Here is a 17,623-nt window from a genome sequence, read left to right as displayed (position 1 = left end):
GCATGGCTTTCCGGACCTCGGCCAAACTGTTGGGAGTCGCGCTCGGCGTTGCCGCGCTGGCCGGCGCCAGCCAGCTCGGGCTGGCATACGGCCTCGGCGTCGTGGTGCTCACCCGCGCTCTTGACATCACCATGCGTGACCATTGGACCGCCCAACTGGCCTGGGTCGCCTGGTTCGCGATGACCGCGGCGGTGGTCGGCGGCATGGCCGCCCGGCGCCACCTGCCCAAGGGGTCCGGCGCCGGCACCCGGCTGGCCACCTCGGTGGCCGCGGCCGTCGGCGCGGCGGTGGTCGTGCCGCTGACCATGCAGCCGGCCCGCAGCACGCATGTCGACGGGGTCCAGCCGGTCCTGGTGATCGGCATCTGTGCCGCGCTGGGCGCCGCGGCCGGCATCTTCGCCGCCTACGCGGCGCTGAGCCGGGCGACGGCCCGATGGAACTTCTGCGCCGTGGGCATAGCGGTGTGGGTGATCGCGCTGGTCTCGGTGGCGCCGGGTCTGGCTCCGGGCAAAATCCTTCCGTCCGTACGCCTGGGCGTGCTCGACGCCGATTTTCTCTCCGCCGACGCCACCAAGCGGACCGCGCTCTTCACCATGCCCGCCCTGGCGCTGATCGCCGGCGTCGCGGTCGGCTGGTCGGCCCGCCGCCGCGGCCTGTCGACGCTGACCATCGCGCTGGCCGGCCTGGGCGGCCCGGCCCTGCTCACGATGGCCTACCTGATCGCCGGCCCGGGCTCGGCCGACGACCAGTGGCAGGCGGTCCCGTACTGGGCGGCGATGACCTCGGCCGGCGCCGGCGTGCTCGGCTCGGTGCTGGCGGCCGTGCTGCGCCGCTCCCCGGCGGCCCACCCGCCGGCCGCGCCGAGCCCGAACCGCCCGCCGCTCCCGAAGCGTGACGCCCAGCCGGAGTCGGCGATCGCCCGGGCCGCGGCCACCGCCGCGCAGCGCCCCGAGGAGCAGCTCCGCCCGTCGGACACCGGCGTCTTCTCGATGAAGGACCTGCCCTCCTTCGACGGCTTCACCCCGCAGCAGCAGCAGCCGCCAGTTCCCCAGCAGGCGGTTCCCCAGCAAGCGGTTCCGCAGCCGCCGCCCGTCCCGCAACAGCCGACGGCGCGCGGCCGCGCCAAGAGCCCCCGAGGCTCCCGGCAGCAGCCCAACCAGCAACAACAGCAGGCCGACAGCGTGGCCGACTGGGTCAGCGGCCTGGGTAACGGATAGACGAACATACATGGAATGACCCGTCGGGGATGTACCGGCGGGTAGGTTCCGCGGCCGAGGATGGGTTGGTCCGACCCCCTATCGGCATCGGAGTCCGATCATGATCGTTGACCGGCAACCCCGCACCCGCCTCGGCCGGTTCCTCGCCGGCCTCGCCCTCGTCCTCGGCATCGCCGGCACCGGCCTCGTCGCGCCGGCCGTGATAGCGCCGACGCACACCGACGCCGCCCATGCCTCGGTGATCTCCAGCTGCACCGTCGCGCGCTGCTCCGCGGCCCGGACGGCGCGCACCGGCTGGGCCTCGCTCGGCTGGCCGCTCGGCTCCGGGTGGTACAAGTGGCCGTACGGCCAGTACAACTACACCGGCGGCACCTTCCAGAACCGGGAGGGCGAGCTGCCCTCGGGGGCGAGCTACAACGAGTACGACGTCTATTCGCGGGCCAAGGGCGCCTCGCGCGACGCGTACCGGATCGTGGTGAACCGGTCCACCAAGGAGACCTGGTTCACCCCCGACCACTACGTCACGTTCTACCAGCTCTGATCTTGGCGGCAGGCGGGGACCTCAGGCTCCCGCCTGCAACTCCACGTAGACCTTTCCGCCGCCGGCTACGAATTCGTCCGATTTCTCCCGCATGCCGCGCGCCCGGATCTCGTGCGAGATCTTCATCGAGCAGAACTTGGGCCCGCACATCGAGCAGAAATGCGCGGTCTTGGCGGGCGCCGCCGGCAGCGTCTCGTCGTGGTACGACCGGGCGGTCTCCGGGTCGAGGGCCAGCTCGAACTGGTCCTCCCAGCGGAACTCGAAGCGCGCCTTGGACAGCGCGTCGTCCCAGGCCTGCGCCCCCGGATGGCCTTTCGCCAGGTCGGCCGCGTGCGCCGCGATCTTGTAGGCGATCATCCCGGCCTTCACGTCGTCCCGGTTCGGCAGCCCGAGGTGCTCCTTGGGGGTGACGTAGCAGAGCATCGCCGTCCCGAACATGCCGATCATCGCCGCCCCGATCGCCGAGGTGATGTGGTCGTACGCCGGCGCAATGTCCGTGGTCAGCGGCCCGAGCGTGTAGAACGGCGCCCCGCCGCACAGCTCCACCTGCAGGTCCACGTTCTCCTTGATCTTGTGCATCGGCACGTGACCCGGCCCCTCGACCATCACCTGTACGTCGTGCTCCCAGGCGAGGTGGGTCAGCTCGCCCAGCGTCCGCAGCTCGCTGAACTGCGCCTCGTCGTTGGCGTCGGCGATCGACCCGGGCCGCAGCCCGTCGCCCAGCGAGAACGTGATGTCGTACTCCGCAAAGATCCGGCAGAGCTCCTCGAAGTTCTCATAGAGGAAATTCTCCCGGTGGTACGCGAGACACCAGGCCGCCATGATCGATCCGCCCCGGGACACGATCCCGGTGACCCGCTCGGCGGTCAGCGGCACGTACGGCAGCAGCACTCCCGCATGGATCGTCATGTAGTCCACGCCCTGCTCGGCCTGCTCCAGCACGGTCTCCCGGAACACCTCCCAGCCGAGCCGCAGCGGATCGCCGTTGACCTTCTCGAGCGCCTGGTAGATCGGCACGGTCCCGATCGGCACCGGCGAGTTCCGGATGATCGCCTCCCGGGTCTCGTGAATCCGTGGCCCGGTCGACAGGTCCATCACGGTGTCCGCGCCCCACCGGGTCGCCCAGGTCATCTTCTCCACCTCCTCGGCCACCGACGAGGTGACCGCCGAGGTGCCGATGTTGGCGTTGACCTTGACGAGAAACCGCGACCCGATCACCATCGGCTCCGTCTCCGGATGGTTCCGGTTGGCCGGCAGCACCGCCCGCCCGGCGGCGATCTCGTCCCGCACGAGCGCCGCGTCGACCCCTTCCCGAATCGCCACGAACTCCATCTCCGGCGTGACCACACCCGCCCGCGCCGCCGCCAACTGCGTCGCATGCCCGCCACGCCATGCCTCGCGCAGCGGCGGCAGCCCCACCGCCGGATCGCTACCCGGCCCCGACGTGTCGTAGAGCCGCACCGGCGCGTTCCCGTCGCCGAGCACCACCTCGTTGAACGGCACGCGCAGATCGGCACGCGAGCCCTCGACGTAGACCTTCCGCCTCATCGTTCCTCCCTAATCGGTATATAACGGACGTCCGACGGCAGCACGAATCCCCCGCCCGGGCCTCAGCCGTGATCAGGCGAAGTGGTTCAACGGCCCGGGCCCGGCCCCCAGCCGCCAGTCACGACCACCCCGCAGCGCACTCGTCACATATTTCTTGGCAGCCGAAACCGCCTCCGGCACCGAATCGCCGAACGCCAGCCGCACCGCAAGCGCCGCCGAAAAGGTGCACCCCGACCCGTGGTTGTTCCTGGTGTCCACGGGTTCGCCACGCAGCAGGGCGGTCTCCCCGTCATGCCACAGCACGTCGACCGCCAGCTCACTGCCGGTCACCACCACCGCCCGCGCCCCACCCCCAGCGCGCAGGTCGCGCTCGTCACGCGCCCCACCCCCATCACGCAGGTCGCGCTCGTCACGTGCGCCGCCGCTGTCACGCAGGTCGCGCTCGTCACGCGCGCCGCCCCTGTCACGCAGGCCACCGCCGTCACGCACGCCGTCGCCGTCATGCAGGCCGGCCCGGTCGCGCTGGCCGCCCTCGTTCCGGCCCGCGGCGAGCTGCATAGCCGCCGCCACCATGTCCTCCGGGGTCTCCACGGGACGTCCGCTGAGCGCCGCGGCTTCCGCCCGATTCGGCGTCAAAATGCTCTTGCCGTACGCCAGGAGCGGCGCAACCGACGCGGCGGCACCCAGCCGCGCTCCCGAGGTGGCCACCAGCACCGGATCCACGACCAGGTTGGCCAGCCGATCCCCACGTTCCCGGATGAGCTCCGCGACGGCCCGGTCCCCGATCATCCCGACCTTCACCGCCGCCACCTCGAAGTCGGCCAGCACCGCATCCAGCTGCGCCGCCACGATGTCGATCGGCACCGGATGAATGGCGGTGACACCGAGCGTGTTCTGCGCCGTGATCGCCGTGATTACCGAGGTCCCATAGGCCCCCAGCGCCGCAAACGTCTTGAGGTCGGCCTGAATCCCCGCACCCCCACCGGAGTCCGACCCAGCAATCGTCAAGACCACCGGCGGACTCATCGCCCCGCCACCCACCCACCCGGCCGCCACCCCTCGACCAAGGCGGCCGGACGCGCCGTCTCACTTCGCGGGGCTGCCGGACGCGCCGTCTCACTTCGCGGGGCCGCCGGACGCGCCGCCTCCGCCTGCGGAGCAACCCGACGCGCTGCCTCCGCCTGCGGAGCAACCCGACGCGCCGCCTCCGCCTGCGGGGCAACCCGGTGCGCCGCCTCCGCCTGCGGGACAACCCGGTGCGCCGTCTCGGTCGGCGGGGCAACGGGCCGCGCTGCTCCCGCAGGCCGCGCGGTGCCGATCGGCCGGGCCGATCCCATTGCGCCGGCAGCGAGGACCGCGATCGTCGCGCGCCACGTTGACCGGCCGCGCCACGTTGACCGGCCGCGCCACGTTGACCGGCCGCGCCACGTTGACCGGCCGCGCCACGTTGACCGGCCGCGCCACGTTGACTGGGTGCGGCATGTTGACCGGGCTTGATTGATGGGTTGACTGCATCAATATTGACCGTCGACTCGTCAATATTGACTGTCAACACGTCCACATCAACATTGCGAGTCAACATTTGCCGTGCGGCCTGTTCGCGTAGGCGAGCCGCGTGAGCCGCGTGGGCCGCGCGGGCCGCGCCGAAGGCCGTGGCCAGGTCTCGGGCCGTGCGCTCCGGGTCGGGGGCTCGCATGATGGCGCCCATCACCGCGATGCCCTGGGCGCCGACGACCGCGCAGGCGGCGGCGCGCTCGGCCGTGTCGATGCCGCCGAGCGCCAACCACGGTACCCGGCCCGCCAGCTCGGCGGCCGCCGCCGGGGCGATCGCCGGGCCGTAGCCGGGCTTCGACTGCGTCGGGTAGACCGGCGACAACGTCACGTAGTCCTCGATGGACAGCCGAGGCACCTCGTGGCAGGAGCGCCCGATCAGCGCCACCCCGGCGGCCGGCAACGGATCCGCCTCCGCCAGGTGCACCGCGTCCGCGCCGAGCGGGTCCGGCCCGCTGACAATGAGCCGGCCCGGCGGCAGGAGGTCTCGGAGGGTCACGGCGAGCGCCCGTCTTTCGGCGTACGGCAAATCGCGCTCACGGAGAATGACCCACGCGACGCCCCCGCGGACCGCCGCCGCAACCACCATCGGAAGCGAGCCGGAGGCGAGCCGTCGATCCGTCAGCAGCACCAGCCCGCTCGGCGTCACCACCGTGCGAGCCCTTCGTCCGACGTGGACGCCAACGCATGGAACCGTCGCGGAATCCGCCCCGACGTATAGGCCAGCCGGCCCGCCTGCACCGCGTGCCGCATCGCCGCCGCCATCCCGGCCGGGTCCTCGGCCCGGGTGATCGCGCTCGCGATCAGCACCGCGTCGCAGCCCAGCTCCATCGCCAGCGCCGCGTCCGAGGCCGTCCCGATCCCCGCGTCCAGCACGACCGGCACCGAGACCGCCTGGCGGATCAGCTCGATGTGGTGCGGGTTGGAGATGCCGAGCCCGGATCCGATCGGCGACCCGGCCGGCATCACCGCCGCGCACCCGACATCGGCGAGCCGGCGGGCCAGGATCGGGTCGTCGCTGGTGTACGGCAACACCGTGAAACCGTCGGTCACCAGCGTCTCCGCCGCCCGCAGCAGCTCCACGCCGTCGGGCAGCAGGGTGCGTTCGTCGCCGATCACCTCCAGCTTGATCAGATCGGTCTCGAACGCGTCCCGGGCGAGGTGTGCGGTCTTGATCGCGTCCCCTGTCGTGTAGCAGCCGGCCGTGTTCGGTAGCACCCGCACGCCGAGCCGGTCGAGCATCGGCAGCAGGCCCGGACCGGCCACATCGACCCGGCGCAGCGCGACCGTCACCAGCTCGGTTCCGGATGCGGTGATCGCCGATTCCAGCGCCGCGAGGCTGTTCGCCCCGCCGGTGCCGAGGATCAGCCGGGACTCCCCGAACAGCATGCTCATCCTCCCTGCGCCGCGGTGAGCACCTCGACCGCGTCGCCGTCCACGACCCGGCTGGTCGCCCAGGTCGAGCGGGGCACCACCGTCCCGTTGACCGCCACCGCCACCCCGCGCCGCGCCTCGGTGAGCCGCTCGACCAGGGCCGCCACCGAGAGCCCGTCGCCGTTCTCGTCCAGCTCCCGCCCGTTGACCGTCAACCGCATCAGAACCTCCCCGGCGCGAATTTCTCGAGTAATGGATCCTGGTGACCGTCGGCCACCAGGCCGGCGATCAGATCCGCGGTGATCGGGGTCAGCAGCACCCCGTTGCGGTGATGCCCGGCCGCCACGATCACCAGGCGATCGCCCGCGCCCGGCGAAGCCGCGCCCGACAAGGCCACGCCCGATAAACCCGATAAATCGGTGATGTCGTTCGGGGCCAACCATCCGAGCAGCGGCGCATTGTCCGGCGTGCCCGGCCGGTGCCCGACGGTCGTCTCGATCAGCTCAAACTCGGCGAGTCCCGGCACCAGGTCGAGCGCCGCATGCAGCAACTCGTGCACGGCGCCCGCCGTGACCGCGTGATCGGTTCGCTCCTCCTGGGTAGCGCCCACCAGGATCTCGCCGTCGGCTCGCGGCACCAGATAGACCTCCCGGCCGTCCACCGTCGCCGAGAGGACGTGCCGCAGCAGCCCCGGCTCGCCGCGCAGCCGCAGCAGCTGGCCCTTCACGGGCCGCACCGGCAGCCCGGTCAGCCGGGCGGTGTCGCAACCGGCCGCGACCACGACGACATCCGCGTCCACCTCGGCGAGATCCTCGACCCGCTTGGCCACGATCCGGTCGGCCAGTCGTTCCCGCAGGGCGGCCACCACCTTGCGTGGGTCGACCTGCCGCTCGGCCGGCGCGTACACCCCGGCCCGCACCCGCGGCGACAGGGCCGGCTCTCGTTCGCGCAGCTCGGAAGGGCGCAACAGCGGAGGGGTCCAGAACCGGGCCGCCTCGGCCTGATCGTCCGCGGTCATCGCCAGCCCGAGCGTCCCGGTGGTGTCGAACCCCACGTCCACCCCGAGCTCGGCGGCGAAGGCGGGCCAGCGTTCGTTGGACGCCTCGAGCAGCCGGGCGAGCGCCGGTTGCTCGAAGGCGGACTCGCCGCCGGGCGCCAGCATGCCGGCCGCGACGTGCCAGGCGCCCGGCTCGCCGCTGTCCAGCACTACCAGGTCGTCGATGCCGCGCTGCCGCAACCGCCAGCCGATGGCCAGCCCGATGATCCCGCCCCCGACGATCGCCACCCGCGGCGCACTCATCGGTCCGCCCTGTCGAGTCGATCCGCCCTGTCGAGTCGATCCGCCCTGTCGAGTCGATCCGCCCTGTCGAGCCGATCCACCCCGTCGAGCCGATCCACCCCGTCGAGCCGATCCGCCACGTCGAGCCGATCCGCCACGTCGAGCCGATCCGCCACGTCGAGCCGATCCGCCACGTCGTGCCGATCCGCCCCGTCGAGCCGGTCTGCCAGAGCGTCGAGCAGCGACTTGGTCCCCGCGGCCGGGTCCCGCGCGACTGCCGAGATCGCCGCCACCCCGTACCCGGGCAGCTGAGCGACCCGAGCCGCGGTGATCCCGCCGATCGCGATCACCGGCGTGCCCGGCACCGCGTCGGCCACCGCCCCGATCCCGGCCGCCCCGAGCGGCGGCGGCAACCCGTCCTTGCTGGACGTGGCGAAGGCCGGCCCGACCCCGAGATAGCTGGCCCCCTCGGCGACCGCGGCGCGCGCGGCTTCCGGCGCACGGCAGGTTGCTCCCACCACGGCCGCCGCCCCCAGCACGCGCCGGACCGCCGCCACCGGCAGGTCCTCGGCGCCGACGTGGACGCCGTCCGCCCCGGCCGCGAGCGCCACCCCGACCCGATCGTCCACCAGGCACATCGCCCCGGCCGCACGACACAACGCGAGCGCCTCGACGGTCAGCTCATAGGCCGCCCGGTCCGACGTCTTGACCCGCACCTGAATGGCGACCGGCCCCTGCCCGACCGCCGCCCGCACGACCTGGAGCGAGTCGGTGACGATGTGCAAACGAGGAAACAAAACGAACGCTCCTCCCTGCGCCGGCATGATCCGGATCAGGTTCGACGGTCGGGGGCCGCATCAGCCCCCCTCTCAGCCCGGTGCACCGGACTCCCGTGGGGTTGTCTTCTCTCGGACCGTAATCGCCCAGCGACGGAAAAGCTAGCGATCGCCGCCGGTGAGATGGCGTGTGGTTTCCGGCACCGTAAACACCGCGGCGACGGAAACCACATGCCATCTCACCGGTTACAAGGCGATCGTCCGCGGAGCGAAGGGGAGCCAGCCAGCTCAGCGGACGTCCCAGACCGGCTCCGGGGTCTCGATCACCTCGCCGTCGCCCTGGAACAGCACGAAGCGGTCGAACGACCGGGTGAACCAGCGGTCGTGCGTGACCGCTATCACCGTCCCCTCGAACTGCTTCAGCCCCTCTTCCAGCGCCTCCGCCGAGGCAAGGTCCAAGTTGTCCGTCGGTTCGTCCAGCAGCAGAACTGTCGCCCCGGACAGCTCCAGCAGCAGCACCAGGAACCGCGCCTGCTGCCCGCCGGAGAGCGTGCCGAACCGCTGGTCGCCCTGCCCAGCCAGCTCGTACCGGTTGAGCGCCTTCATCGCCCCGGCCCGGTCCATCCCGGCGCGGTGGTCGTCACCGCGCCAGAGGATCTCCACCAGCGTGCGTTCGAGCAGCTCGGGCCGGTCGTGCGTCTGCGAGAAGTGCCCGGGACGCACCCGCGCGCCCAGCCGGGCCACCCCGGTGTGCTTGACGTGCGCGAGCGGCGCCCCGTCCACCGGCCTGTTGTCGATGTCCGGGTCGGTGCCGCCGCCCGCCAGCAGCCGCAGGAAGTGCGATTTCCCGGTCCCGTTCGCCCCTAACACCGCGACCCGGTCGCCGTACCAGATCTCCAGGTCGAACGGGAAGGTCAGGTCCTCCATTTCGAGCTGCTCGCAGATCACAGCGCGCTTGCCGGTGCGGCCGCCGCGCAGGTTCATCCGCAGCGACTGGTCCTTCGGCGGCAGCGGCGGCGGGCCCGCCTCCTCGAACTTCCGGAGCTTCGTCTGCGCGGACTGATATCTAGAGGCCATATCGGAGTTGTAGGCGGCCTTCTGCTTGTACATCAGCATCTGCTCGCGCAGTTTCTGATGCTCCTCGTCCCAGCGCCGGCGATTCTCCTCGAGCTTCTCGTGCCGGTGCACCCGGGCCTCGTGCCAGGAGGCGAACCCGCCCGGATGGGTCCAGGCGCTGCCGCCCTCGACCGCGACCACCCGGTTCGCGGTCTCGGCCAGCAGCTCGCGGTCGTGCGACACGTACAACACGGATTTCGACGACTCCCGCAGCCGTTCCTCGAGCCAGCGCTTGCCGGGCACGTCGAGGAAGTTGTCCGGCTCGTCGAGCAGCAGCACCTCGTCCCGCCCGCGCAGCAGTAGGTCGAGGGCGAAGCGCTTCTGCTGTCCACCGGAGAGCGTGCGGACCGGCCGGTGGCGCACCTCGTCCCACGGTTTGCCGAGGATGCCGACCGCGACGGTGTCAAAGAGGACCTCGGCGTCGTAGCCGCCCACCTCGCCCCAGTGCGCCAGGGCATTGGCGTACGCGAGCTGGCTGCGCTCGGTCTCGTCGAGCGTCGCCGCGGCGGTGGCAAGCCGCTCCCCGGCCGCGCCGAGCGCCGGCTCGACCAGCGAAAGAGCCAGCTCCTCGAGCGTACGGTCGTCGCCGATCATGCCGATGAACTGGCGCATCACCCCGAGGCCGCCGGAGCGCGCGATGCCGCCGCTCGGGGTCGGCAGGTCACCGGCGACCATCCGCAGCAGCGTGGTCTTGCCCGCGCCGTTCGGCCCGACCAGCGCGACCTTGGCGCCCTCACCGACCCGGAACGACACGTCGGCGAACAGCTCACGGCCGTCGGGCAGCACGTAGCCCACTCCGGCGACATCCACGTAACCCATGGGCCAGCATTCTCCCCGGCGAGGGCCGCTTCGGTCAGCCGGTTTTCCGGCACACGCGCAGCACTCGGAACCCCTTCTGGCTGGCCATCCGCTCGACCGACCAGCCCAGCTCGACCAGCCAGGCGTGCAGCGAGTCCCCGCCGAGATGCCGGTTGATCACCAGCCAGGCCACCCCGTCCGGGGCGAGCCGCGGCAGCCAGCGCTCCATCAGCGCGCGCAGCTCGGCCTTGCCCACGTGGGTCGGCGGGTTGCTCCAGATCTGGTCGAAGACGACCTCGCCGGGCACCTCTTCCGGCTCGGCCACCTTGAGGTTGGCCAGGCCCAGCGTTTCCGCGTTCTCGGCGGTCAGCTCGCGGGCCCGTGAGTTCACGTCGATCGCCCAGACCGTCGCCCGTGGTGACTCGGTGGCCAGCACCGCGGCGATCGGACCGTACCCGCAGCCGAGGTCGAGGAAGACCCCGGTGGCCGCTGCCGTGGGCAGGTCGCCCTTCCGCAGCAGTACGGTGGTGCCCGGGTCGAGCCGGCCGGCCGAGAAGACGCCGGACGCCACGACCAGCCGGTAGTCGCGCCCGGCGACGCTGAACTCGATCTCGCCACGCTGGGCGGGCGCGCTGGGCTCGGCGCTGAAGTAATGCTCGGCGGTCACCCCGCCAGTCTGCCGCCGCTCCGAACGACCAGGTGCGCCGGGGTGCCGCACAGTCAGTGCGTCCATCGACCACCGTGCGCTCCTACCGTGAAATGCATGCTGTACGGGACCCCCCTCGCGCCCGCCGGACAGCACCGCTCGCCCAGCCGCGCACGCCGGAGGGCCGTCCGCGAGCCGGAGCGCGCCGCCGAGTTCCTGGTCCGCGGCCTCGGCGGACTGATCCTGCTCGGCCTGCTCGCGGTGACCGTGTTCTTCGTGGTCGCCGGCGAGCACCATCGCGACGACACCCCGGTCCCGGCCGACCCCAAGGTGGACGCGGAGCCGCTCTCGCTCGACGAGGTCTTCCCGGACCGGGAGGTCGTGCGTCCGCCGGCGGCCCAGCCGTACCGGATCACCATGACCCACCTCGACGCCGACTGCTCCACGGCGACGGTCGGCGCGCTCGGTTCGCTGCTCGCCGACCACGGCTGCGACCAGGTGATACGCGCCGGCCTGGTCGCGCCGTACGGCGGCTACGAGGTCACCGCGGGCGTGTTCGGCCTGGCCGACGCGCCGGGCGCGGCCGACGTCGACGGCAAGCTGCGACACCTGGTGGAGACGGGCGAGGGCACCTTCGCCACCCTGCCCCGCGCCGGCCTCGACCCGGATGTCCTGCCCACCTCCCAGGTGGGCTGGCGGACCCGCGGCCGCTACCTGCTGTACTGCGTGATCAACCGGCCGGGCGGCGAGGTGGTGCCGGCCGGCGACCCGTACGCGGTCCGGATCACCAACGACCTGGTCGACAGCTATCTCGGCACCACGGTGATGGCCCGCCGCGAACCCTAGGCGCGCAGCCGGCGGGTGGCCTCCGCGCGGGCCGCGTAGTCGGCCTCCTCGGCATAACCGACCGCGACCAGGGTGAGCCCGTGGGCCGGGGCCACGGTCACCTCGCTCGAACGTTCCCGCAGCGTGAGCAGGGTCGCCGGCCAGGACGGCTCGCGTCGCCCGTCGCCCACCGTGAGCATGGCCCCGACCAGGCTGCGGACCATCGACTGGCAGAACGCGTCGGCCTGCACGGTCGCCACGCAGACGCCGTCCGGATCGCGCCGCCAATCGAGCCGGGTGATCGCCCGTACGGTCGTCGCATGCTCTTTTCTTTTGCAGTAGGCCGCATAGTCGTGCTCGCCGACCAGACCGGCCGCGGCCGCGTTGAGCCGGTCCAGGTCGAGCGGACGCACCCAGCCGAGGGTGTCGTGCCGGCGCAGCGGCTCCGGGCCCCACGGCGTGTCCGCGACCCGGTACTCGTACCGCCGGAAGGTCGCCGAGAAGCGCGCGTCGAAGGTCTCCGGCACCGGCGTGATCGCCCGCACCCGGGCGTCCGGCGGCATCAGCGCGGCCAGCCGGCGCAGCAGCGTCCCCTCCAGCTCGCCCCACGCGTCCAGCGGAAAGTCGAGGTGGCAGACCTGCCCGGTGGCGTGCACCCCGGCGTCGGTCCGTCCCGCCACCGTCAGCCCCAGCGGCGTGTCCGCCCCGACCAGGCGTTCCAAGGCCAAGATCAAGACCCCGGCGACCGTACGCCGAGCGGGCTGCGCGGCCCACCCGGAGAAATCGGCCCCGTCGTACGACACGTCCAGGCGCAAGCGGATCGAACCCATTCACCCCTCCGACAAAGAAAGGCCCGGCACCTCGGGGTGCCGGGCCGATCTCGATGAGACTTACTTGTCGTCCGGAACCTCGGCGACCTCGTCGTCGGCCACCGGCTCGGGCTCGGGCGTGGCGGCGGGCGCCTCGTCCTCGCGGGCCAGCGCCTCGACCTTGTCCTGCTGCGCCGCGGCCTTCTTGGCGGCCTTCTTCGCCGGCGCCGTGGTGGCCGCGACCTGCAGCTCCTCGACCAGCTCGATGACGGCCATCGGAGCGGCGTCGCCCTTGCGCGGGCCGGTCTTGGTGATGCGGGTGTAGCCGCCCGGCCGGTTGCCGTACCGCGGAGCGATCTGCTCGAACAGGGCGTACACGACGTCCTTGTCCCGCACGACGGTCAGGACCCGGCGACGGGAGTGCAGGTCGCCGCGCTTGGCCTTCGTGATGAGCTGCTCAGCCAGCGGGCGCAGCCGCTTGGCCTTCGTCTCGGTGGTCTTGATCTTCCCGTGCCGGAAGAGCTCCGTGGCCAGGTTGGCCAGGATCAGCTTCTCGTGCGCCGGGCTGCCGCCGAGGCGGGGACCCTTGGTGGGCGTGGGCATTTCGGATGCTCCTTGTGAATGGCGCGGCCGCCGAGCTTACAGCTGCTCGGTCTCGCGGTAGTCGTCGGTGTCGTAGTCCACGTCGCCGAACGAATCCACGACGTGCGCCGGGTCGAAGGACGGCGCGCTGTCCTTGAGCCCCAGGCCCATTCCGGCGAGCTTCATCTTGACCTCGTCGATGGACTTCTGACCGAAATTCCTTATATCCAGAAGATCGGCTTCCGTACGTCCGATCAACTCGCCCACGCTGTTGATGCCCTCGCGCTTGAGGCAGTTGTACGACCGGACGGTGAGGTCCAGCTCCTCGATCGGCAGGGCCAGGTCGGCGGCCAGCTGAGCGTCCTGCGGGGACGGACCGATGTCGATGCCCTCGGCGGTCTCGTCCAGCTCGCGGCAGAGGCCGAACAGCTCGACGAGGGTCGAGCCGGCCGACGCCAGCGCGGTACGGGGCGAGATGGACGCCTTCGACTCGACGTCGATGATCAGGCGGTCGAAGTCGGTGCGCTGCTCGACACGGGTCGCCTCGACGCGGTAGGTCACCTTCATCACCGGCGAGTAGATCGAGTCGACCGGGATCCGGCCGATCTCGGCGCCGGTGTTCTTGTTCTGCGCCGCCGTGACGTAGCCACGGCCCCGCTCGACGGTGAGCTCCATGTCGAGCCGGCCCTTGCTGTTGAGCGTGGCCAGCTTCAGGTCGGGGTTGTGCACGGAGACGCCGGCCGGGGGCTGGATGTCACCGGCGGTGACGTCGCCCGGGCCCTGCTTGCGCAGGTACATGCTGACCGGCTCGTCGTGCTCGGAGCTGACCGTGAGCTCCTTGACGTTCATGACCAGCTCGACCACGTCCTCCTTGACACCGGGGATGGTGGTGAACTCGTGCAGGACGCCGTCGATCTTGATGCTGGTCACCGCCGCGCCCGGGATGGACGACAGCAGAGTCCGGCGGAGGGAGTTGCCGAGGGTGTAGCCGAAACCCGGCTCCAGAGGCTCGATGGTGAACCGGGAGCGGGTCTCCGAGAGCGACTCCTCCGAGAGGGTCGGCCGCTGGCTGATGAGCACGCAATTCTTCTTTCTGTCAGGCCACCCGCTATTTGATGGCCGTCCTGATGTTTTTGGGATGCCGGACTGCCCGCCAAAACCCGAACTGCGGCAGGAGGGCGGCCGGCATCCCAAAGAGCCTTACTTGGAGTAAAGCTCGACGATCAGCTGCTCCTGGACCTGCGTGTCGATGACCGCGCGGGACGGGAGCGAGTGCACGAGGATCTTCATCTCGCTGGGGATCGGCTCGAGCCACGCCGGCACCGGCCGGGACCCGGCCTGGGCCTGGGCGACGACGAAGGGGGTCATCTCCTTCGACTTCTCCCGGGTCGTGACGATGTCGTGCTCCTTGACGCGGTAGGACGGGATGTCCACCTTGACGCCGTTGACCAGGAAGTGGCCGTGCTTGACCAGCTGCCGGGCCATGTCCCGGGACTGCGCGAGGCCGGCCCGGTAGACGACGTTGTCGAGACGCGACTCGAGGATCTGCAGCAGCACCTCACCGGTCTTGCCGGGCTTGGTGACAGCCTCCTCGTAGTAACCGCGGAACTGCTTCTCGAGCACGCCGTAGACGCGGCGGGCCTTCTGCTTCTCGCGGTGCTGGAGCAGGTACTCGGTCTCCTTGGTCCGGCCGCGGCCGTGCTGGCCGGGCGGGAAGGGACGCGACTCGAACGGGCACTTCGGCCCGTCGCACTTGCTGCCCTTGAGGAACAGCTTCATCTTCTCGCGGCGGCAGCGCTTGCAGTCCGCACCTGTATAACGAGCCATTGTTCCTAGATCTCCCTCAGACCCGGCGACGCTTCGGCGGACGGCAACCGTTGTGCGGCTGCGGGGTGACGTCGGCGATCTGGCCGACCTCGAGGCCCGCGGCCTGCAGCGAACGGATCGCGGTCTCCCGGCCGGAGCCGGGGCCCTTGACGAACACGTCGACCTTGCGCATGCCGTGCTCCATCGCCCGGCGGGCGGCGGCCTCGGCGGCCAGCTGCGCGGCGAACGGGGTCGACTTGCGGGAGCCCTTGAAACCGACCTGGCCGGACGAGGCCCAGGAGATGACCGCACCGGTCGGGTCGGTGATCGACACGATGGTGTTGTTGAAGGTGCTCTTGATGTGCGCCTGCCCGTGGGCGACGTTCTTGCGTTCCTTGCGCCGGACCTTCTTGACTGCGGCCCCAGCGCGTGCCTTCGGTGGCATAAGTCAGTGCGCTCCTATTACTTCCGACCCGGCTTCTTCTTACCAGCGACCGTGCGCTTCGGACCCTTGCGCGTACGCGCGTTGGTCCGGGTGCGCTGACCCCGCACGGGCAGGCCCCGGCGGTGGCGGATGCCGGCGTAGCAGCCGATTTCGACCTTGCGTCGGATGTCCGCGGCGACCTCGCGGCGAAGGTCACCTTCTACCTTGAAATTGGCCTCGATGTAGTCGCGGAGCTGAACCAGCTCCTCGTCCGAGAGGTCCTTGGCGCGCTTGTTCAGGTCAATCGCGGTGGCGGTCAGTGCCTCGACGGCACGGGTGCGACCGATCCCGTAGATGTAGGTGAGCGCGATCTCCATCCGCTTCTCGCGGGGCAGATCCACGCCGACTAGACGTGCCATAAGTGGGCGTACTCCTCTTTCATTTCGGAGGTCTGTGCCCCTCCCACCCCGCCTGCCCGGGCGGGCCCTGGCCTCCGACCAGGGGTGTAGCCGTCGAGGACGGCTGGGACGAGCTTGTGTTCGGTGCCGGATCTGGCAGCTGGAGGGCTCAGCCCTGGCGCTGCTTGTGGCGCGCGTCGGTCTTGCAGATGACCATGACGCGGCCGTGCCGCCGGATGACCCGGCAGTTGTTGCAGATCCGCTTGACGCTCGGCTTGACCTTCACGGTTTGCCTTAACTCTCAGAACGGACGGGACTCCCCCGGCCAGTTACTTGTAGCGGTAGACGATTCGCCCCCGGGTGAGGTCGTACGGCGAGAGCTCGACGACGACTCGGTCCTCGGGAAGGATGCGGATGTAGTGCTGCCGCATCTTGCCGGAGATGTGTGCCAGCACCTTGTGACCATTGGCGAGCTCCACGCGGAACATGGCGTTCGGCAGGGGCTCGATCACTCGGCCCTCGATCTCGATGGCTCCGTCTTTCTTAGGCATGTCCTCCGCTACCTGACACTGGGGTTCGGGGCTAGCATGCAACGTCATACCCGAGTGGCTCGGGTGAGCACTCGGACCAGCCGCGGCACCCGCCGCCCTCGAAGCGCTGAGGGCATGCGGGAGTGGACGCTGCGCGCCAAGGAGCCAGTGTACGCGCGCCTCAGCAGCGACGCCAAACCGAGGTCACCGTGACCCGGGGTCGGGTGTGTCGCTCGTTCTCAAAACGGACAAATCACTCGCCCGCCGCGGGCCGCCGCGGCTTGGGCGCCAGATCGCCGCGGGCCGTCGCCTCGGCGATGAAGGCCTTGCGCTGCTCCTTGCTCGGGTTCGCCGGCAGCTCGCCGTTCGCGATCGCCTGCTGGTAGAGCGCCTTCCGCTCCTGCCGGTGCGCCCGCAGGGCATGCCGGTGCTCCGCCTCCAGGGCGTGCCTGCGCGGTTCGCCCGAGGTCAGGCCGCCGACCGTACGCAGGACCAGGATCACGCCCCAGGGCCCGAGCACCCAGGCCGGCCAGTAGAGGAGCGAGTTGCCGGCGAACACGAAGGCCATCGCCCAGAACGCGGTCAGCCAGGCGGCGGTCTTGATCCACGGCGCCCACACATGCCGGACCCAGGCCCCGGCGAGGCCACCCGGCTCGGTGGCGATCGCCGCCGGCGACGATGGCGGCGGGCTCGGCACGACGGGTGCGGCGTCCGGCAGGTCGGTCAGCAACCGGTCGAGATCGCCATAGGTCTTCGCGGCGTACGCCCCCCGCAGGCGTTCGTCGTACTCGCTCAGATCGAGGCGGCCCTCGTCGAGCGCCGCCCGCAGCCGGTCGGCGACCTGGTGCCGGTCGGCGTCGGCGGCCCGCATCCGCTCCCGGCTCATGTCCGTCACGTTGCCACCCCGTCCACCAGGCTCAGCGCCGGCGTCGCCGATCACGCCCCCGGCCGTCCCCGAACACCTGCCCGGCGACGCCGAGGACCAGCGGGATAAGCATCCAGACCGGCCAGAAGTACTGGAGGTGGCCGGAGCTCACGCTGGTGATCAGCCAGATCAGCGTGCAGACCAGAATCACACCCGCGTACGGGCCCACCCACTGGGCCACCTGACGGCCCGCGGAGCGCGCACCGTCGACGGGAGTACCAGCCGGGGCCGCCGAGGGCGCAGGCTGGATCTGAGAGTGCTGCACGGGCACCGTACCGGGCAGGTCGTCCAGCAGGCCGTCCAGATCGGCGTAGGTCTTCGCCGCGTACGTCCGCTGGATCCGCTCGTCGTACTCGCTCAGATCGAGGCGGCCCTCGTCGAGCGCGGTCTTCAGCTGATCGGCGACCTGCTTGCGATCACCGTCGCCGGCCCGCATGTCCTCCCGTCCCATGCGTCAAAGCATGCCCCACGGGAACCA

The 17,623-nt window shown here is 71.0% G+C and carries 20 protein-coding genes, 2 pseudogenes and 1 riboswitch; of the genes and pseudogenes, 3 read left to right on the top strand and 19 right to left on the bottom strand.

Features of this window, described 5'->3' with window-relative positions:
• The first annotated feature begins 2 nt into the window (after positions 1 to 2).
• Positions 3 to 1,217 carry a hypothetical protein gene (locus tag IH26_RS0113675; RefSeq protein ID WP_157437175.1) on the top strand — a complete coding sequence of 405 codons (1,215 nt, stop codon included), beginning with the start codon at positions 3 to 5 and terminating at the stop codon, positions 1,215 to 1,217.
• Positions 1,218 to 1,317: 100 nt separating this feature from the next.
• Complete coding sequence (locus IH26_RS0113670) at positions 1,318 to 1,758, top strand: ribonuclease domain-containing protein (RefSeq protein WP_030436537.1); 441 nt, start codon at positions 1,318 to 1,320, stop codon at positions 1,756 to 1,758.
• 21 nt (positions 1,759 to 1,779) lie between these two features.
• On the opposite strand, the gene thiC is transcribed toward IH26_RS0113670, so the two are convergent.
• From thiC to IH26_RS0113620, 9 genes and pseudogenes are all read right to left on the bottom strand, one after another.
• On the bottom strand, positions 1,780 to 3,306 hold the full coding sequence (gene thiC, locus IH26_RS0113665) for a phosphomethylpyrimidine synthase ThiC (RefSeq protein ID WP_030436536.1): 1,527 nt from the start codon (positions 3,304 to 3,306) through the stop codon (positions 1,780 to 1,782).
• Positions 3,307 to 3,378: 72 nt separating this feature from the next.
• On the bottom strand, positions 3,379 to 4,332 hold the full coding sequence (gene thiD, locus IH26_RS62825) for a bifunctional hydroxymethylpyrimidine kinase/phosphomethylpyrimidine kinase (protein WP_030436535.1): 954 nt from the start codon (positions 4,330 to 4,332) through the stop codon (positions 3,379 to 3,381).
• A gap of 601 nt (positions 4,333 to 4,933) precedes the next feature.
• Positions 4,934 to 5,509 (bottom strand): annotated as a pseudogene (locus tag IH26_RS57885) (thiamine phosphate synthase); the annotation flags it as partial.
• Positions 5,503 to 6,252, bottom strand: a complete 750-nt coding sequence (locus IH26_RS0113645; protein ID WP_030436534.1) for a thiazole synthase — start codon at positions 6,250 to 6,252, stop codon at positions 5,503 to 5,505. The gene IH26_RS0113645 and the pseudogene IH26_RS57885, both read right to left, overlap by 7 nt.
• Complete coding sequence (thiS, locus tag IH26_RS0113640; protein ID WP_030436533.1) at positions 6,249 to 6,452, bottom strand: sulfur carrier protein ThiS; 204 nt, start codon at positions 6,450 to 6,452, stop codon at positions 6,249 to 6,251. Before thiS ends, IH26_RS0113645 begins: the two co-directional genes overlap by 4 nt.
• Entirely contained in the window at positions 6,452 to 7,531 is a 1,080-nt protein-coding gene (locus IH26_RS0113635) for an FAD-dependent oxidoreductase (protein WP_084598817.1), read from the bottom strand. Before IH26_RS0113635 ends, thiS begins: the two co-directional genes overlap by 1 nt.
• Positions 7,532 to 7,737: 206 nt before the next feature.
• Positions 7,738 to 8,334: pseudogene (locus IH26_RS0113630) on the bottom strand (thiamine phosphate synthase); the annotation flags it as partial.
• Positions 8,303 to 8,414: riboswitch (TPP riboswitch) on the bottom strand. (Overlaps the previous pseudogene by 32 nt.)
• 160 nt (positions 8,415 to 8,574) lie before the next feature.
• Positions 8,575 to 10,221 carry an ABC-F family ATP-binding cassette domain-containing protein gene (locus IH26_RS0113625; protein ID WP_030436530.1) on the bottom strand — a complete coding sequence of 549 codons (1,647 nt, stop codon included), beginning with the start codon at positions 10,219 to 10,221 and terminating at the stop codon, positions 8,575 to 8,577.
• 34 nt (positions 10,222 to 10,255) lie between these two features.
• A complete protein-coding gene (locus IH26_RS0113620) occupies positions 10,256 to 10,867 on the bottom strand; it encodes a class I SAM-dependent methyltransferase (RefSeq protein ID WP_030436529.1) in 612 nt (203 codons plus the stop codon).
• Between the two features lie 96 nt (positions 10,868 to 10,963).
• Here IH26_RS0113620 and IH26_RS0113615 point away from each other — a divergent pair, with 96 nt between their 5' ends.
• A complete protein-coding gene (locus IH26_RS0113615; protein ID WP_030436528.1) occupies positions 10,964 to 11,692 on the top strand; it encodes a hypothetical protein in 729 nt (242 codons plus the stop codon).
• Here IH26_RS0113615 and truA read toward each other — a convergent pair.
• The 10 genes from truA to IH26_RS0113565 form a co-directional block, all read right to left on the bottom strand.
• The gene (gene truA, locus IH26_RS0113610; RefSeq protein WP_030436527.1) at positions 11,689 to 12,501 is read right to left on the bottom strand and encodes a tRNA pseudouridine(38-40) synthase TruA; all 813 of its coding nucleotides are present in this window, start codon (positions 12,499 to 12,501) and stop codon (positions 11,689 to 11,691) included. The two genes, IH26_RS0113615 and truA, sit on opposite strands and share 4 nt — an antisense overlap.
• A 60-nt stretch (positions 12,502 to 12,561) precedes the next feature.
• Positions 12,562 to 13,083: a 50S ribosomal protein L17 gene (rplQ, locus tag IH26_RS0113605; RefSeq protein WP_030436526.1), complete on the bottom strand. Its 522-nt coding sequence runs from the start codon at positions 13,081 to 13,083 to the stop codon at positions 12,562 to 12,564.
• A 36-nt stretch (positions 13,084 to 13,119) separates the two neighbouring features.
• Positions 13,120 to 14,142 (bottom strand): DNA-directed RNA polymerase subunit alpha, encoded by a 1,023-nt coding sequence (locus IH26_RS0113600; RefSeq protein WP_020513615.1) that lies wholly within the window; start codon positions 14,140 to 14,142, stop codon positions 13,120 to 13,122.
• 120 nt (positions 14,143 to 14,262) lie between these two features.
• A complete protein-coding gene (gene rpsD, locus IH26_RS0113595) occupies positions 14,263 to 14,889 on the bottom strand; it encodes a 30S ribosomal protein S4 (RefSeq protein ID WP_030436525.1) in 627 nt (208 codons plus the stop codon).
• 16 nt (positions 14,890 to 14,905) lie between these two features.
• The gene (gene rpsK, locus IH26_RS0113590) at positions 14,906 to 15,313 is read right to left on the bottom strand and encodes a 30S ribosomal protein S11 (protein WP_020513613.1); all 408 of its coding nucleotides are present in this window, start codon (positions 15,311 to 15,313) and stop codon (positions 14,906 to 14,908) included.
• 17 nt (positions 15,314 to 15,330) lie between these two features.
• Positions 15,331 to 15,711: a 30S ribosomal protein S13 gene (gene rpsM / locus IH26_RS0113585; RefSeq protein WP_030436524.1), complete on the bottom strand. Its 381-nt coding sequence runs from the start codon at positions 15,709 to 15,711 to the stop codon at positions 15,331 to 15,333.
• A 148-nt stretch (positions 15,712 to 15,859) separates the two neighbouring features.
• A complete protein-coding gene (gene rpmJ / locus IH26_RS0113580; RefSeq protein ID WP_015619018.1) occupies positions 15,860 to 15,976 on the bottom strand; it encodes a 50S ribosomal protein L36 in 117 nt (38 codons plus the stop codon).
• 43 nt (positions 15,977 to 16,019) lie between these two features.
• Positions 16,020 to 16,241, bottom strand: coding sequence for a translation initiation factor IF-1 (gene infA / locus IH26_RS0113575; protein ID WP_007073013.1), 222 nt, complete (start codon positions 16,239 to 16,241; stop codon positions 16,020 to 16,022).
• Between the two features lie 232 nt (positions 16,242 to 16,473).
• Positions 16,474 to 17,091, bottom strand: coding sequence for a DUF1707 SHOCT-like domain-containing protein (locus tag IH26_RS0113570; RefSeq protein ID WP_084598830.1), 618 nt, complete (start codon positions 17,089 to 17,091; stop codon positions 16,474 to 16,476).
• A gap of 46 nt (positions 17,092 to 17,137) precedes the next feature.
• Entirely contained in the window at positions 17,138 to 17,596 is a 459-nt protein-coding gene (locus IH26_RS0113565; protein WP_245665166.1) for a DUF1707 SHOCT-like domain-containing protein, read from the bottom strand.
• Positions 17,597 to 17,623 lie beyond the last annotated feature (27 nt).

Origin of the sequence: Actinoplanes subtropicus (assembly GCF_000721705.1) — a bacterium.
GTDB lineage: Bacteria > Actinomycetota > Actinomycetes > Mycobacteriales > Micromonosporaceae > Actinoplanes > Actinoplanes subtropicus.
The sequence above is the reverse complement of the archived record's forward strand: the minus strand, read 5'-3'. Positions and strand labels throughout refer to the sequence as shown.

Coding starts and splice junctions, on each gene's coding strand:
- IH26_RS0113675 (WP_157437175.1), top strand. CDS start 3: ATGGCTTTCCGGACCTCGGCCAAACTGTTGGGAGTCGCGCTCGGCGTT.
- IH26_RS0113670 (WP_030436537.1), top strand. CDS start 1,318: ATGATCGTTGACCGGCAACCCCGCACCCGCCTCGGCCGGTTCCTCGCC.
- thiC (WP_030436536.1), bottom strand. CDS start 3,306: ATGAGGCGGAAGGTCTACGTCGAGGGCTCGCGTGCCGATCTGCGCGTG.
- thiD (WP_030436535.1), bottom strand. CDS start 4,332: ATGAGTCCGCCGGTGGTCTTGACGATTGCTGGGTCGGACTCCGGTGGG.
- IH26_RS0113645 (WP_030436534.1), bottom strand. CDS start 6,252: ATGAGCATGCTGTTCGGGGAGTCCCGGCTGATCCTCGGCACCGGCGGG.
- thiS (WP_030436533.1), bottom strand. CDS start 6,452: ATGCGGTTGACGGTCAACGGGCGGGAGCTGGACGAGAACGGCGACGGG.
- IH26_RS0113635 (WP_084598817.1), bottom strand. CDS start 7,531: ATGAGTGCGCCGCGGGTGGCGATCGTCGGGGGCGGGATCATCGGGCTG.
- IH26_RS0113625 (WP_030436530.1), bottom strand. CDS start 10,221: ATGGGTTACGTGGATGTCGCCGGAGTGGGCTACGTGCTGCCCGACGGC.
- IH26_RS0113615 (WP_030436528.1), top strand. CDS start 10,964: ATGCTGTACGGGACCCCCCTCGCGCCCGCCGGACAGCACCGCTCGCCC.
- truA (WP_030436527.1), bottom strand. CDS start 12,501: ATGGGTTCGATCCGCTTGCGCCTGGACGTGTCGTACGACGGGGCCGAT.
- rplQ (WP_030436526.1), bottom strand. CDS start 13,083: ATGCCCACGCCCACCAAGGGTCCCCGCCTCGGCGGCAGCCCGGCGCAC.
- rpsD (WP_030436525.1), bottom strand. CDS start 14,889: ATGGCTCGTTATACAGGTGCGGACTGCAAGCGCTGCCGCCGCGAGAAG.
- rpsK (WP_020513613.1), bottom strand. CDS start 15,313: ATGCCACCGAAGGCACGCGCTGGGGCCGCAGTCAAGAAGGTCCGGCGC.
- rpsM (WP_030436524.1), bottom strand. CDS start 15,711: ATGGCACGTCTAGTCGGCGTGGATCTGCCCCGCGAGAAGCGGATGGAG.
- infA (WP_007073013.1), bottom strand. CDS start 16,241: ATGCCTAAGAAAGACGGAGCCATCGAGATCGAGGGCCGAGTGATCGAG.
- IH26_RS0113570 (WP_084598830.1), bottom strand. CDS start 17,091: ATGCGGGCCGCCGACGCCGACCGGCACCAGGTCGCCGACCGGCTGCGG.
- IH26_RS0113565 (WP_245665166.1), bottom strand. CDS start 17,596: ATGGGACGGGAGGACATGCGGGCCGGCGACGGTGATCGCAAGCAGGTC.